Origin of the sequence: Exiguobacterium sp. s130, from assembly GCF_018619055.1 — a bacterium.
Taxonomy (GTDB): Bacteria; Bacillota; Bacilli; order Exiguobacteriales; family Exiguobacteriaceae; genus Exiguobacterium_A.
Genome location: NZ_JACSNI010000001.1, coordinates 417,122 through 431,309 on the forward strand (window position 1 = coordinate 417,122; position 14,188 = coordinate 431,309).

Annotated in this window: 14 protein-coding genes and 1 pseudogene; 14 read left to right on the forward strand and 1 reads right to left on the reverse strand. The window is 51.1% G+C overall.

The features are described from left to right. Positions 1–27 precede the first annotated feature (27 nt). The 13 genes and pseudogenes from HZS85_RS02080 (at position 28) to HZS85_RS02145 (ending at position 10,245) form a co-directional block, all read left to right on the forward strand. Positions 28–849 (forward strand): ATP phosphoribosyltransferase regulatory subunit, encoded by an 822-nt coding sequence (locus HZS85_RS02080; RefSeq protein WP_214852570.1) that lies wholly within the window; start codon positions 28–30, stop codon positions 847–849. Next, positions 850–1,461: an ATP phosphoribosyltransferase gene (gene hisG / locus HZS85_RS02085; RefSeq protein WP_023469189.1), complete on the forward strand. Its 612-nt coding sequence runs from the start codon at positions 850–852 to the stop codon at positions 1,459–1,461. Then, positions 1,458–2,675, forward strand: coding sequence for a histidinol dehydrogenase (hisD, locus tag HZS85_RS02090; RefSeq protein WP_064299439.1), 1,218 nt, complete (start codon positions 1,458–1,460; stop codon positions 2,673–2,675). The genes hisG and hisD overlap by 4 nt, the downstream gene beginning before the upstream one ends. Continuing rightward, the gene (locus HZS85_RS02095; protein ID WP_214852573.1) at positions 2,675–3,646 is read left to right on the forward strand and encodes a pyridoxal phosphate-dependent aminotransferase; all 972 of its coding nucleotides are present in this window, start codon (positions 2,675–2,677) and stop codon (positions 3,644–3,646) included. Before hisD ends, HZS85_RS02095 begins: the two co-directional genes overlap by 1 nt. Next, on the forward strand, positions 3,619–4,200 hold the full coding sequence (gene hisB / locus HZS85_RS02100) for an imidazoleglycerol-phosphate dehydratase HisB (RefSeq protein ID WP_035396348.1): 582 nt from the start codon (positions 3,619–3,621) through the stop codon (positions 4,198–4,200). Before HZS85_RS02095 ends, hisB begins: the two co-directional genes overlap by 28 nt. Continuing rightward, complete coding sequence (hisH, locus tag HZS85_RS02105; RefSeq protein WP_214852574.1) at positions 4,197–4,784, forward strand: imidazole glycerol phosphate synthase subunit HisH; 588 nt, start codon at positions 4,197–4,199, stop codon at positions 4,782–4,784. Before hisB ends, hisH begins: the two co-directional genes overlap by 4 nt. Then, on the forward strand, positions 4,757–5,461 hold the full coding sequence (gene hisA, locus HZS85_RS02110; protein WP_029342450.1) for a 1-(5-phosphoribosyl)-5-[(5-phosphoribosylamino)methylideneamino]imidazole-4-carboxamide isomerase: 705 nt from the start codon (positions 4,757–4,759) through the stop codon (positions 5,459–5,461). The genes hisH and hisA overlap by 28 nt, the downstream gene beginning before the upstream one ends. Further along, on the forward strand, positions 5,455–6,204 hold the full coding sequence (hisF, locus tag HZS85_RS02115) for an imidazole glycerol phosphate synthase subunit HisF (protein WP_023469183.1): 750 nt from the start codon (positions 5,455–5,457) through the stop codon (positions 6,202–6,204). The genes hisA and hisF overlap by 7 nt, the downstream gene beginning before the upstream one ends. After that, positions 6,201–6,816 (forward strand): annotated as a pseudogene (gene hisIE, locus HZS85_RS16695) (bifunctional phosphoribosyl-AMP cyclohydrolase/phosphoribosyl-ATP diphosphatase HisIE). Before hisF ends, hisIE begins: the two are co-directional and overlap by 4 nt. 218 nt (positions 6,817–7,034) lie before the next feature. Beyond that, entirely contained in the window at positions 7,035–7,694 is a 660-nt protein-coding gene (trhA, locus tag HZS85_RS02130) for a PAQR family membrane homeostasis protein TrhA (protein WP_195865500.1), read from the forward strand. Further along, positions 7,691–8,365 carry a TVP38/TMEM64 family protein gene (locus tag HZS85_RS02135; RefSeq protein ID WP_214852576.1) on the forward strand — a complete coding sequence of 225 codons (675 nt, stop codon included), beginning with the start codon at positions 7,691–7,693 and terminating at the stop codon, positions 8,363–8,365. The genes trhA and HZS85_RS02135 overlap by 4 nt, the downstream gene beginning before the upstream one ends. Positions 8,366–8,449: 84 nt before the next feature. Beyond that, positions 8,450–9,367, forward strand: a complete 918-nt coding sequence (locus HZS85_RS02140; RefSeq protein WP_035405952.1) for a proline dehydrogenase family protein — start codon at positions 8,450–8,452, stop codon at positions 9,365–9,367. A gap of 59 nt (positions 9,368–9,426) precedes the next feature. Further along, positions 9,427–10,245, forward strand: a complete 819-nt coding sequence (locus HZS85_RS02145) for a DUF2785 domain-containing protein (protein WP_214852578.1) — start codon at positions 9,427–9,429, stop codon at positions 10,243–10,245. A 690-nt stretch (positions 10,246–10,935) separates the two neighbouring features. Here the strand turns inward: HZS85_RS02145 and HZS85_RS02150 are convergent. Continuing rightward, positions 10,936–11,583, reverse strand: coding sequence for a class I SAM-dependent methyltransferase (locus tag HZS85_RS02150; RefSeq protein ID WP_214852585.1), 648 nt, complete (start codon positions 11,581–11,583; stop codon positions 10,936–10,938). A 183-nt stretch (positions 11,584–11,766) separates the two neighbouring features. Between HZS85_RS02150 and HZS85_RS02155 the strand changes: the two genes are divergently transcribed. Then, positions 11,767–14,184 carry a 3-hydroxyacyl-CoA dehydrogenase/enoyl-CoA hydratase family protein gene (locus HZS85_RS02155; protein WP_214852587.1) on the forward strand — a complete coding sequence of 806 codons (2,418 nt, stop codon included), beginning with the start codon at positions 11,767–11,769 and terminating at the stop codon, positions 14,182–14,184. Positions 14,185–14,188: the final 4 nt, after the last annotated feature.

A 14,188-nucleotide genomic window follows, 5' to 3' on the forward strand; every position in this document is an offset into this window, starting at 1 on the left:
GTGATAATAAGATAAAGGAGTGGGAGTATGCAATCATTTTCTACGATTCGACTCAAGGATGGAGCGACGGACTATGTCGGTGCCTCGGCAACACGGCTTCAACGGGTCATCCGTCAGCTCGAGGATGGACTCGAACAATCTAACTATACCCGATTAATCACCCCCTTAATTGAGGAAATCGGTGGACGGGAACAGATTCGGATGGATTTTACGACTAGTGTCGCGCGTGCCCTTAGCGAACGTGGTCGCGAACAATATAAACGTGTCTTCTACAGTGGCTCGGTCTTTCAACCGGAAGAGAAGTTCCAGGTCGGATTCGAGGAACGGGGACAACTCGCGGAAATCGAAGCAATTCAACTCGCGGTCCGACTCGTCGAAGAACTGACAGGAAAAGAAGTCACACTCTCGATCGGCGATGCTGGATTGATCGAGCATTTGATTGAGACGCGCGTCGGTGATCACCACTTACGCGACCAAGTGACGCAGATGCTCCGTTTACGTAACGTCATCGAACTGAAGCGAATCGCGGGTCAACTTGATGATGCTTTACTCGCGAAACTTCCTTTATTATTCGGACGCGAAGGGGCAGAGACGATCTTACCGTACGTCGACGAGACACGACTCAATGCCGTGCTTGATCTCGCAGAAGCCGTCAATGCCGATCTCGACTTCGGTCAAATGGGCTTACAGACGTACTATGACGGGATCACGATTCACGGTTTCATCGAAGGTGTGACGGAACCCGTCCTCGTCGGTGGACGCTATGACCGGCTTTATGAACAATTCGGACAAGAACAACAGGCGTTCGGCATCGGATTCTCGGTCGAACGGTTGGCGGAGGTGCTCTAAATGCGAATCGGAATTACGAAAGGACGGCTGTCGAAAGCGACAGAACGTTACCTAAAAGAAGCTGGCGTCGAGACATGGGGAGCCATTGAACGCGAACTAATCGTCAAACGGGGCGAGCACGAATTCGTCTTCATGAAAGGATCGGATTTGATTCCGTACGTTGCTCAAGGCGTCCTTGACGTCGCGATCACGGGGAGCGACATCTTACTCGAATCGGATCAAGAACTGTCAGAACTCGCGGAATTGCCATTCGGAGTCTGCCGGATGTCCGTCTGTGCAAAGGAACCGTTGCAATTCGAAGGCGGACGCCGCGTCCGGATCGCGACGAAGTATCCGGTCATCGCAAAACGCTACTTCAGCGAACTCGGTGTCGACGTCGACATCGTACCGTTGAACGGTTCGGTCGAGTTAGCGCCGTTACTCGGTCTTGCTGACGCAATCGTCGATATCGTCGAGACAGGTGAGACGTTACGGGCAAACGGACTAAATGAATACGAAAAAATCATCGATATCAGCGCTCGATTCTTTACGAGCGAATGGACGTTAAAACGGAAGCGGGTTGAAGTCATCCGCTTGCTCGAGCAATTGACAGAAGGAGTGACACGATCATGACACCGACAAAACCTTTCAGCATCGATCGCGACACGGAGCTTGCGGTCCGCGCGATCCTCGAACGCGTCGCAACAGACGGTGATGCTGCTGTCCGCGATTACACGAACCAATTCGATCAGGTCGATCTTGAGGATTTCCGCCTTAGTGAAACACGGATCACGCAAGCGTTTGAACAGGCAGACGCCAATTTGATCGACTCGTTGAAGTTGATGGCGACACGACTCGTCGAATGGCACGAGCAGGAACTTCCGTCTGACATCGAACTCGTCGAAGCAGACGTGACACGACGTCAACGGTTCGTCCCTGTTGATTCGGTTGGGATTTACGTTCCAGGTGGTGCAGCCAGTTATCCATCGACCGTCTTGATGAACGCCATTCCAGCGAAAGTTGCTGGGGTTGAACGCGTCGTCATGGTGACGCCGATGACGAACTTAAGTGATGAGGTCCTCGTTGCAGCACGGATCGCTGGTGTGACAGAAATCTATACGATCGGTGGAGCACAAGCTGTCGCTGCGCTGACATTCGGAACAGAAAGCATCCAAGCCGTCGATTTGATCGTCGGACCTGGGAACCGCTTCGTCGCTGAAGCAAAACGCCAAGTCTACGGCATCGTTGGTATCGACTCGGTCGCCGGTCCATCGGAAGTCGTCGTCATCGCGGACGAAACGGCGCATCCGGACCGGATCGCAGCCGACTTACTTGCGCAAGCTGAACACGACCGTGACGCTGTCGCGATCGCCTTCGTGCCAACGGAAGAGATGAAACAAGCGGTGGATACGGAGATCGAGCGACGCTTACAGCAATTGCCGCGTCAAGAGATTGCCCGTCGCGCGATGGAAAACGGTGGCGTCTTCGTCGCTCCACTCGAAACAGCAATCGAAGAAGCGAATCGCCTCGCAGCGGAACACTTGGAACTTGCCGTTGCCAATCCGCAAGAGGTCGTCAAATCAATCCGTCACGCCGGGATGATTTTCCTCGGTCACGAAACACCGGAAACGCTTGGCGATTACGTCGCTGGAACAAACCACGTCTTACCGACATCCGGGACAGCCCGTTTTGCGTCTGGATTATCAGCGCGGACGTTTTTGCGTCACCAGACGATGCTCGAAGCCACTCGCGCAGGCGTACAACGTCTCGCGAACGCAGCGAAAACCGTTGCCCGGGTCGAAGGACTCGAAGCACACGCACAAGCCATCGAAGTGAGGGAAGACTAATGCGATTACACCAAAACGAACGATTCACGACCCACAGTCCAGTGGGGATCGAAGCGATCCAGGAATTGATCGCGACGTTCCCATTAAACGAATATCCTGTCGAAATCATCGATCAAGTCAAGGCATCGTACGCGACGTACGCTGGTGTCCGTCCGACGCAACTCGTCGCCGGAAACGGCTCGGACGAGTTGATCGGCTACTTATGTGCCCGCTATGGCGGACCCGGCATGCCGGTCATCGCCTCAGAACCGGATTTCGTCATGTATCAGTTCTATGCTGACCGAGCACGGGCACCGTTTGAACGCGTGCCGTTACTCGACGAGATGGCGCTTGACGTTGAGGGATTGATCGCAGCTCCTGGTGAGATCATCTTCTTGAGTCACCCGCATAATCCGTCCGGTGTCCTCCGGAAGGAAGCGGACATCCGTCGTTTGCTCGACAGTGGCAAATACGTCGTCATCGATGAGGCCTACATTGACTTCGCGCTCGAACAATCGATGCTTCACTTACTCGAGGAATATCCGAAAGCAATTATCTTACGGACGCTCTCGAAAGCGTTCGGACTCGCATCGCTCCGACTTGGTTTTGTCATCGCGAGCGAACAAATCATCCAAGAAATCGAACAGATTAAATCACCGTACAACGTCTCTGGTCTATCAGCAGCTGTCGGTATCGCCATCATGGCAGAACCGGAACTCGATCGGGTCTTAGAGGAAACGTATGCGAGCCGCGAGGCGATCGAACGGATTCTCGCGCCAATCGGCAAGACGTATCCGAGTGCAGCGAACTTCGTCTACGTCGAGTATCCGGAAGCTGAACGCTTTACGCAGCGTTGTGCTGACGCCGGATTACGGATTCGTTTGTTTGACCAAGCCTTCCGTGTCAGTTGTGGATCACCAGAAGCGATGCAAGTATTAGAAACGTGTGTAGAGGAGGAATTACGATGCGGCGTGGCGCAAGCGAACGAGTAAGTGCAGAGTCAGACATCAAGGTCGAGGTCGATCTCGCAGGAGGTCCGGTTGAAATCAAGACCGGTGTCGGCTTCTTTGATCATATGTTGACGTTATTCGCCTTTCAGGCCCGGATCGGTCTGAAGGTGACAGCAAAAGGTGATACGTGGATCGATGCCCACCACACAGTCGAAGATACCGCGATCGTCCTCGGGGCAGCATTAACGGAAGCGCTCGGCGATAAAGCCGGGATTGAACGCTATGGTGAATCGCGTGTACCGATGGATGAGACACTCGCGTCGGTCGTCCTTGATTTCAGCGGTCGTCCGTTCACGGTCTTCCGTGCTAGTTTCAAGAATCCGAAGCTCGGTGACTTTGATACGGAACTCGCAGAAGAGTTCTTCCAAGGCTTATCACGGAGTGCCCGGATGACGATCCATGCCGAAGTCTTATATGGTTCAAATACCCACCACATGATCGAAGGGTTGTTCAAAGCACTCGGTCGGGCCGTCCGTCAGGCAGTCGCCGTGACGAGCGAAGGCGTACCGTCTACGAAAGGGTTGATTGATCAATGATAGCAATCGTCGATTATGGCGTCGGGAATATCGCAAACATTGAGCGGGTATTAAAACAGTTGGGTGAGGCAGTCATCGTCACGAATGATGCTGAACTACTGGAGCAAGCTGAAGCACTCGTCTTACCCGGTGTCGGTGCCTATGCACCGGCAATGGAGCGCTTGAAGGAGACTGGACTGGTCGACTTCTTAAAAGAACAAGCCGAAAAGAAACCGTTCCTCGGGATTTGTCTCGGGATGCAATTGCTCTTTGAATCGAGTGACGAAGATGGACTGACGGAAGGTCTCGGCATTTTACCAGGAACGATCGAAAAACTACCGAGCGATGTCCGCTTACCACACATGGGCTGGCACCAGCTGACGAACCACGGCGAAGCGGTCTATTTCGTCCACTCGTACGGTGCCGTCTGTGATCCAGAGTGGATCGTCGATTCGGTCGAATACGGACGCCTTGTTCCGGCGATCGTTCAAAAAGGACAAGTCACGGGAATGCAGTTCCACCCGGAAAAGAGTGGCGAAGTCGGATTGAAACTACTGAAGGAATGGAGAGAGACGACATGCAACTCTACCCAGCAATCGATTTAATGAGCGGACAGGCCGTACGCCTGAAGCAAGGAGATTTTGACCAACAGACATTCTTCGGTGATGCGTTGACGATTGCGAAGCGCTTCAAGGAAGATGGGGCGACAGCGATCCACTTGATCGATCTTGATGGCGCGAAAGCCGGCGAACCGTTGCACTTGAACTTGATCGCCGACATCAAAAAGGAGACCGGTTTGTTCGTCGAAGCTGGTGGTGGTGTCCGTAACATCGAGACCGTCGAAGCATACGTCGGTGCCGGAATCGACCGGATTCTCGTCGGTACGGTTGCCCTTGAAGACGAGGCGTTACTCGAACAGATGATTGCTCTTGCTGGTGATAAACTGGCTGTTGCCTTGGATGCCAAAGAAGGAATCGTTCAAACACGCGGCTGGCTCGAAGCGAGCGGTTGGACGCTTGAAGAGGCAATGACACACTTGATCGGTAAAGGCATCAAGACGTTCCTGTATACAGACATTTCGCGTGACGGAATGATGATGGGACCGGACGTTGATGGACTCGATCGTTTGAAGCGGGAAGGGGTCGAATTGATCGCTTCTGGTGGTGTGACGACCGTTGATGACGTCGCGCGCCTCAAAGAGATCGGGATGGACGGAGCGGTCGTCGGTCGGGCATTGCTCGACGGATCACTCGCCTTAAAAGAGGTGTTACGCGTATGTTGATGAAACGAATCATTCCCTGTCTTGACGTCAAGGAAGGACGTGTCGTCAAAGGCGTTAAATTCCAAAACCTACGTGATCTCGGTGACCCGGTCGCCGTCGCAAAGTATTATTACGAGCAAGGGGCGGACGAACTCGTCCTGCTCGATATCTCAGCAACACAAGAAGGACGCGAGACGATGCTCGATATCGTCGAACGCGTTGCGGAAGTCATCTATATGCCGTTTACGGTTGGTGGCGGAATCAAGACGATCGAAGATGCGAAACGCTTGATTCGTGCCGGTGCTGACAAAGTCTCACTCAATTCATCAGCGCTCCAAAACCCACAACTGATTCAAGAAGTCAGCCGCCTGTTCGGCGTCCAAGCGACAGTCGTCGCGATCGATGCGAAACAGACCGGCGACTCGTGGGGTGTCTTCTCACACGGTGGCACACAACCCGTCGGGCGTGACGCGATCGAATGGGCACAGGAAGCCGTTGCTCTCGGTGCCGGGGAGTTACTCGTCACGTCGATGGATGCTGACGGAACAAAAGACGGCTATGATCTCGCCTTGATTCGTCGTCTACGTGAAGTCGTCAACGTGCCGATCATCGCTTCTGGTGGGGTCGGAACGCTCGATCACTTAGCGGAAGGGCTAGAGGCAGGCGCTGACGCGGCTCTTGCTGCTTCAATCTTCCATGAAGCGACATACACGATGCCGGAAACGAAAGCCTACCTCAAAGAACGAGGAGTCGAAGTCCGATGACGACATTGAATTTTTCAAAAGGACTCGTCGCTGCCGTCGTCGTCGACGAGCAGACGAACGATGTCTTGATGGTCGGCTTCATGGACCAAGCCGCTTATGATAAGACGCTTGCGACCGGTCTTGTCACCTTCTTCTCGCGGACGAAGAATCGTCTCTGGACGAAAGGGGAGACGAGCGGGAACACGCTTGAACTCAAACGGATGTGGATTGACTGTGATCAAGATAGTCTCTTGATCACGGTCAAAGCGAATGGTCCGACATGCCATACAGGAAATCGTAGTTGTTTCTATACGGAAGTGGAGGTGCCCGATGTTATACGAACTGGAACAGACGGTCAAAGCGAAGATTGACGCGAAAGAAGCAGAATCCTATACGAACTATTTGATTGCTTCTGGATATGAGAAGATCGCGAAGAAGTTCGGCGAAGAGGCATTTGAAGTCGTTCTAGCTGGTAACGATACGTTAGCAGAAGAGACAGCAGACTTGTTGTATCACTTAACGGTCTTGCTCGCTGAGCGCGGTGTCTCATTCAAAGAAGTCGAAGCCGTCCTTAACGAACGTCACGGTACAAAATCGACGTTCAAGGATCGCCCGGATATTGAACAATGGTAAACGACATCCACATCGCAAAGGCGGTGTGGATTTTTGTATAAGCGGGAAAAGACAAACAGATGACGGTTGTCATCAAATCGACAGAATCTTTCGATAGGCATGCTGTCGCATGAGGGCGTATAATCAAAAGCATAGTCCTTTGTTTTTAGAAAGTAGGTGTTCGAGTGGTTACGAAAAAAGAAATCAAGCAAACGATCAAGCAACAATCGAAGGAAACGATCGAAGAGCTACTCGCAAAAGGTGACTCCTTGAAAGAGGAGATCGCCAGTGCCATTACACACGGATTGGGTGTCATTTTCAGTATCGTCGCGCTCGTGATGTTGATCCTGCAGGCGACGAAATCCGGCAGCGCTTGGAACGTCACGGCTGTCAGTATCTTCGGGGCAACGATGATTCTCCTTTATCTGTTCTCGACCTTGATGCATTCACTGATGCACACGAAAGCGAATAAGGTCTTGCAAATTTTAGATCACGCCGGTATCTATCTCTTGATTGCCGGTAGTTATACACCGTTCGCTTTGATCACACTCCGTGGTCCGCTCGGCTGGACATTGCTCGGCATCGTCTGGGGTGTCGGGACGCTAGGCATCATCTGGAAGCTCTACTCGACGGGGAAATATGTCTGGATCTCGAACGCGTCTTATCTGATTCTTGGCTGGTGTTGTCTGTTTGCAATCAAGCCGATTTATGAAGCGCTCGGATTCCAAGGATTCTTACTGCTCCTCGGTGGTGGTCTTGCGTACTCGCTCGGCGTCATCTTCTACGTCTGGGCACGTTTGCCGTATAACCACGCGATTTGGCATCTGTTCGTCCTTGCGGGCAGTGTCCTGATCTTTCTCTCGATTTTCTACTACGTTGCTCCGGCGACGATGTCATGAAGAAATTACGGCTCCGGGACTGGCTCCCGCTTACGCTGTATTTTATGTTTGGTCTTGGATTGCTCCTGTACTTCCGGATGTCTGGAATGCTGGAGCAATTCGACATTCAAGCATTATCGGATTGGGTACGGAATCAAGGTCTGACAGGGATGTTGCTCTATGTGCTCGCTTATACCGTCCGACCACTCGTCTTTTTTCCGGCGAGTCTTTTGACCGTCTTTGGCGGCTATACGTACGGTCCGTGGCTCGGGACATTACTTGATGTTATTGGTGCCGGTACCGGTGGCTTGCTCAGCTTTTGGATCGCCCGGATGCTCGGTCGCCGTGGAGTTGAGAAGTTGATCGGGAAAGGGAAGCTGAACGTACTCGACGAACGGATTGCAACGAACGGCTTTCTCGTCGTCTTGATCGTCCGGTTGATTCCGCTATTTCCGTTTGACGCGATCAGCTACGCGTCCGGATTATCAAAAATCCGCTTTAAACAGTTCGCCATCGCGAACTATATCGGGATCATTCCCGGTGCGTTCGTTTACAACAATATCGGCTCAAGCCTTCGTGATCCGTTCTCGTGGCAGTTCTTCCTCGCGATCGGTCTGTATGTCTTATTCTTTGCCGTGGGACTTGTCGCACAACAGATTCTCAAAAATAAACAAAAGAAAGAGCGTATGTAAGCGCTTTATGTCATAATATAAAGGCAGAGATGTGAACCGATACGGTAAAACAGCCTAGCATTTATTTAGGGGGAATCATGAGTGATGGAAAAAGTACTACGGGATGGTTTTATCTTCTTATCGCAAAACAAGACATTGAACGGTCTCGCCAAGCGATACGGGCTTAAATTCGGAGCAAGTCGCTTCGTGGCAGGGGATTCATTGGAAGCATCAAAACGGGCGATCCAGGAATTGAACGCAAAAGGATTATGCGTCACGATGGACCATTTAGGGGAGTTCATCTCGACGGTAGCGGAAGCAGAGATGATGACACAAGAATGTATTCGTGCGGTTGAGATGATTGCGGAAGAAAAATTAGACTCGCAACTCTCGTTGAAACTGACATCACTCGGACTTGATATCTCGGACGACTTGATTCGTTCGAACATGGAACGGATTTTAACACGGGCAAAAGAACTCGGTGTCTTCGTCACGATCGACATGGAAGATGAGCCACGTTGTGAAAAAACGATTCAACTGTTTGAAGAATTGCGCCAATCTTTCGATAACATCGGTACGGTCATTCAGTCATACCTCTACCGGTCGGAAGATGATATCAAACGCGTCGGTCGCTTCGAGACGAATCTCCGGATCGTCAAAGGGGCATATAAAGAGCCGGCAACGGTGGCGTTCCCAGAAAAAGAAGACGTCGATCACAACTACATCAAGCTCGTGAAGTTACAATTATCACTCGGAAACTATGCTGCCGTCGCAACACATGACGATGCGATGATCGAGCAAATCATCCGTTACGCTAAAGAAAACGGGATTGAAAAAGACCAGTTCGAATTCCAGATGTTATTCGGCATCCGGGTTGAGCGTCAACTCGAACTCGTCAAACAAGGCTATAAAGTCCGTGTCTACGTTCCTTATGGACGTGACTGGTACGGTTACTTCATGCGCCGCTTAGCAGAACGACCGGCAAACGTTGCCTTCGTTCTCAAAGGAATGGTCAAAGGATAAGTAGAAAAGACGATGCAGCGCTGCGTCGTCTTTTTTGAATTCAGGAAGGAGAGAACAAAATGGCTCGAACGGAACAACAGCTAAAAGAACTGCTACAACAAAACGAAAGTGTAACACCTGCGTTACTCGATGAGTTGCTTCTACATATCGGTTCGACGGATTCTGAGTTGCGGGATGGATTGATCTATCCGCAGTTAGCGACCTACATCGTATCAGAGTCATTTGCGATAGAAGACACCAATCGAATTTTCGATTTTATTTTAAGTGGGCATGGATTGATGTATAGAATGGGAACAGCGGACACAACAGCTGTCCTGACGCGATCATTTTCAGCATTAGCACTCGCTGAATTGTTGGTGATGGACAAAACCCGACACTTATTGACGCAAAGTCAGCTGAATCGGCTGTCGACTTACTTACAAACCTATTTGGAGCAAGAAAAGGATGTCCGTGGATTCATTGACGGAATGGGGTGGGCACACAGCATGGCACATATCGCAGATGTCTATGCGGTTTGGTTTACGCACCCAGCGAGTCGTCCACAGGAGGAGCTCGGAGCGATTGATGCGATGATTCGTCAGTTGATCCGATCCGATTATCTCTATGTCGATGAAGAAGCGGACCGGATGGTGACAGCGTGGTTGCAAGCTTGTCGTCATGGACTGTCGGAAGATGTCCTATTGCAACGAATCGAACGTAATATTAAGGAGTGGCTTGAGAGTGACGTGACATGGGGAGATGCGGAGTGGACGACGTATCGTAACGTCAAACAATTGCTACAGACACTCTATTTCCGACTGAAATGGGAAGAACAATCGGATCTCGTCTTAATTGAAGAGTGGTTGCGACAGGTACATCAGCGAACGCATGGAGGATGAAGCATAGTATACCGGACGTCCCTAGCATCTTCGCTTTCCTCAGGCGGGAAGTAAGCCGCGGCATCTCACATTCCATGTGATTTGCCGGGTCTTCCTATTCCCTGACGGAAGCATGGCTCATGCTTCCTTTTCCTGTAGGAGTCGAAGATGCCTAGTTTCGTCCTATATGAACTCACATCAAAAGCGATCGATTTCCGTCAATGGAATCGATCGCTTTTGAGTTCTTTGGATAACAAATGAGTGCGTCCTCCTCACATGTCTTCACCCGACTCCTACAGGAAAAAGCGCGACGTTTCATCTCGCGCTGTCAGAGACGAACAAGACCCGGATTCGTCATCCGAAGGGTGAAGAAGACTGGCTTGTGTCTCGCCTGAGGAAAGCGGGTGAGAAGACAGTGAGGTGAATAGTGCGTTACATCGGTCATTTCGCATCATGGCCAAATGATATTACCTAGAAACATCATCCCAGCAAATAAACCAATCATTAAGAAGACAGTAGTTTGTGGTTGGAAACGTTTCTCCCGATAACGTCGAAATAAACGGTCCCCCAATGCCTGTATACAGAATAAGAGACCAATAAAGAGTAGGAAGAATTGCCATCTTTCTAGAACATCGAGAGCATCAATGTAAAATAAAAAAACAATACATAAAGCTATTAATATAGATGTATAAAAGGTACTGTGTGACATATTTATCGCTCCCTCACAGCCGTCGTCTGAAAAGCAAACAAACACGAGAAAGCATGTGCTTGATCAAGTAACCGATGCCCCGTCATGACGGCTCCTTCCTTTTGGATGACCGCTTCATCAAGCAACGTCCAGCCGCGCTCTTTTGCTAGCTGCAGCAATTCCCACGGCATCATCGTATTTCCCATCGCGACTTCTTCACCGTACAGACGACGATAAGCAAGTTGACGCGGAGCGGCTGTCGGACCAAGTAGACTGATGACGACAAGTGGGGCAACGCGTTCGATTTCTTGCAGTACTTGAACGGGACGTGTCGACCATTCGAGTGAGTTGACGGCAAGAACGACGTCAAATGCATGATCAGCGAACGGTAACGCTTCGCTCGTCCCGACGATGAACGTCTGCTCGGGTGATTTCTGACGCGCGATTCGAATCATTTCGTCTGAGACATCGAGTCCGACTGTCTGAAAGTCCGGTGTCAGTAGTCGACAGGCTGCCCCATCACCGCAACCGAGATCAAGCAACCGACCACCGGTGATCATTTTTCGTAAGAATGGTAAAACGGTTTTGCGACTGCCGTTCGTCCACATATCGTCAGCGCGATCCGCCCAGTCGGCGGCTTTTTGATTCCATACATGCTCGGTTTGACTCATTTTCAACCACTCCTTTTTATCAGTCTAACAGGAAAATTTGTCCATTGACTGATTTTTTATTGCTACTGAATCATTATTCATTTATGATGAAGATGTAGAAGAAGCACACCAAAGTCGTTCGGCTTCTTTTTTTGTCAGTATAATGAATGGTTGTTCATTCAATTTAAAATCAGGGGGTATATCATGGCGAGTCAAATCGGTCAGCCGACCACAATCCAGTTGACGAAACACATCCAATTCGCCGTCATCATCGGTTCAGGGGTGATGGGTGCAGGCATCGCGGCACATCTTGCGAATGCTGGCATACGGACATTGATGCTTGATATCGTACCAAAAGAACTTACGGCACAAGAAGAGAAGCAGGGCTTGACGCTGAGTGATCCGCGCGTTCGTTCCCGCATCGCGCGCGATAATCGCGAAAAACTCTTGAAACAAACCCCAGCACCACTGGCATCAAAGAAATTGATCGACTTCATCGAGGTCGGAAACTTAGAAGACGACTTAGAACGTCTGAAGGAAGCGGACTGGATCGTCGAAGTCGTCGTCGAACGACTCGACGTCAAACAGCAATTGTTTAAAACGATCGAACCGTTCATTCGGGAAGACACGATCGTCAGCTCGAACACATCAGGCATTTCAATTGAAGCGATGCGCGAAGGACGCTCGGAATCATTTAACCGTCGTTTCCTCGGGACACACTTCTTTAACCCACCACGTTATCTGAAGTTACTCGAGTTGATTCCGACGTCAGACACGGATCCACGTGTCGTTGACTTCATGAAACAATTCGCAGAAGAACGACTCGGGAAAGGTGTCGTCATCGCGAAGGATACACCGAACTTCATCGGCAACCGGATCGGGACATACGGTCTCCTCGTGACGATGGATGAGATGAAAAAAGGTGGCTATTCGATCGGGGAGGTCGATTCCGTCACAGGTCCACTCCTTGGTCGCCCAGGGTCAGCGACGTTCCGGACACTTGACGTCGTCGGCATCGACACGTTCGTCCATGTCGCGAACAACGTCTATGACTTGTTGCCAAAAGGCGAAGAGAAGGAGACGTTCGCGGTTCCGACTGAGATGCGTCGCCTTGTCGAACAAGGAGCGCTCGGTGCGAAGACAGGTCAAGGGTTCTATAAGAAAGTCGGAAAACAGATCCTTGAACTTGATCTCGAGACATTTGAGTACGTTGAAAAGAAAGCGCTTACTGAAGCGTCGATTGGACAAGCTAAAGCACTTCCGGGCGCAAAAAACAAGCTGAAAGCCGTCGTCTTCGCGCAAGATCGTGTCGGTGCTTTACTCTGGCCAATCCATGCGAAAACATTGCTCTACTCGGCTCAGCTGACGGGAGAAATCGCAGACGACATCAAAGCGATCGACGAAGCAATGAAATGGGGCTTCGGCTGGAAGATGGGACCGTTCGAGACATGGGACGCACTCGGCGTCGAGAAGACGGTCGCGAAGATGAAACAAGATGGTTACGCAGTACCGGCATGGGTCGATGAGATGCTCGCAGCAGGAAAAACGAATTTCTATGATGCGTCCGGTCGTCATTATGACGTTGCAACGAAAGACTACGTCGGAGCAACGGTCAATCCGAAGGAAATCCGCCTCCGCGACGTCCGGAAGTCAAACGGTGTTTTACTTGAGAACAACGGGGCACGCTTGCTTGATATCGGCGACGACGTCGCAGTCCTTGAGTTCACATCGAAGAGCAATGCAATCGGTGTCGACATCATGCAGATGATCGAACAGTCAGTCGATCTCGTCGAGAAAAATCACCGCGGTCTCGTCATCGCGAACGATGGCAAAAACTTCTGTGTCGGTGCGAACCTAGCGATGATGCTGATGGAAGCGGAAGATGAGAACTGGTTCGAGCTCGACTGGATCATCAACAAGTTCCAACAATCGATTCAAAAGATTCGTTACGCATCACGTCCGATCGTCGCTGCCCCACAAGGGATGACGCTTGGTGGCGGTACAGAGATCTCGCTTCCGGCAGCTCGTCTGCAAGCTGGTCTTGAAACGTACATGGGTCTCGTCGAAGTCGGTGTCGGTCTGATTCCGGGAGGTGGCGGAAACGTCAACACGTACCGTCGACTGCTAGAAAACACACCGGACGGACTCGTCAACATCGAGAAAGCAGCGCAAAAAACGTTCGAGAACGTCGCGATGGCAAAAGTCTCAAAATCAGCCTTTGAAGCGCGGGAACTCGGATATGTCCGCTCCGTTGATCAGATCTCGATGAACCGCGATCACTTGACGTATGATGCGAAACAACTCGTCCTCGAACTCGACCGGACTGGCTATACGGCACCCGCGAAAGCGAAGATTCCAGTCGTCGGTCGTGCGGGGAAAGCGACGCTTGAACTCGCAACACGCGAAATGTTCTACGGCGGGTATATCTCGGAGCATGACTTAAAAATCGCCAGTAAACTCGCACACGTCATCGCCGGTGGGAACGTCGCCTTCGGTAGCCACGTCGATGAACAATATATGCTCGACATCGAACGGGAAGCATTCTTGAGCCTGATCGGTGAGATGAAGACACAACAACGGATGCAGCACATGCTCGTCAAAGGCAAGCCGCTTCGTAACTGAGGAC

What these genes read in the sequence shown, in the direction of transcription:
- HZS85_RS02140 (WP_035405952.1), top strand. Translation starts at nt 8,450, where the DNA reads ATGGAAAAAGTACTACGGGATGGTTTTATCTTCTTATCGCAAAACAAG.
- hisB (WP_035396348.1), top strand. Translation starts at nt 3,619, where the DNA reads ATGCGGCGTGGCGCAAGCGAACGAGTAAGTGCAGAGTCAGACATCAAG.
- hisH (WP_214852574.1), top strand. Translation starts at nt 4,197, where the DNA reads ATGATAGCAATCGTCGATTATGGCGTCGGGAATATCGCAAACATTGAG.
- hisD (WP_064299439.1), top strand. Translation starts at nt 1,458, where the DNA reads ATGACACCGACAAAACCTTTCAGCATCGATCGCGACACGGAGCTTGCG.
- HZS85_RS02155 (WP_214852587.1), top strand. Translation starts at nt 11,767, where the DNA reads ATGGCGAGTCAAATCGGTCAGCCGACCACAATCCAGTTGACGAAACAC.
- hisF (WP_023469183.1), top strand. Translation starts at nt 5,455, where the DNA reads ATGTTGATGAAACGAATCATTCCCTGTCTTGACGTCAAGGAAGGACGT.
- HZS85_RS02145 (WP_214852578.1), top strand. Translation starts at nt 9,427, where the DNA reads ATGGCTCGAACGGAACAACAGCTAAAAGAACTGCTACAACAAAACGAA.
- HZS85_RS02135 (WP_214852576.1), top strand. Translation starts at nt 7,691, where the DNA reads ATGAAGAAATTACGGCTCCGGGACTGGCTCCCGCTTACGCTGTATTTT.
- hisA (WP_029342450.1), top strand. Translation starts at nt 4,757, where the DNA reads ATGCAACTCTACCCAGCAATCGATTTAATGAGCGGACAGGCCGTACGC.
- HZS85_RS02150 (WP_214852585.1), bottom strand. Translation starts at nt 11,583, where the DNA reads ATGAGTCAAACCGAGCATGTATGGAATCAAAAAGCCGCCGACTGGGCG.
- hisG (WP_023469189.1), top strand. Translation starts at nt 850, where the DNA reads ATGCGAATCGGAATTACGAAAGGACGGCTGTCGAAAGCGACAGAACGT.
- HZS85_RS02095 (WP_214852573.1), top strand. Translation starts at nt 2,675, where the DNA reads ATGCGATTACACCAAAACGAACGATTCACGACCCACAGTCCAGTGGGG.
- HZS85_RS02080 (WP_214852570.1), top strand. Translation starts at nt 28, where the DNA reads ATGCAATCATTTTCTACGATTCGACTCAAGGATGGAGCGACGGACTAT.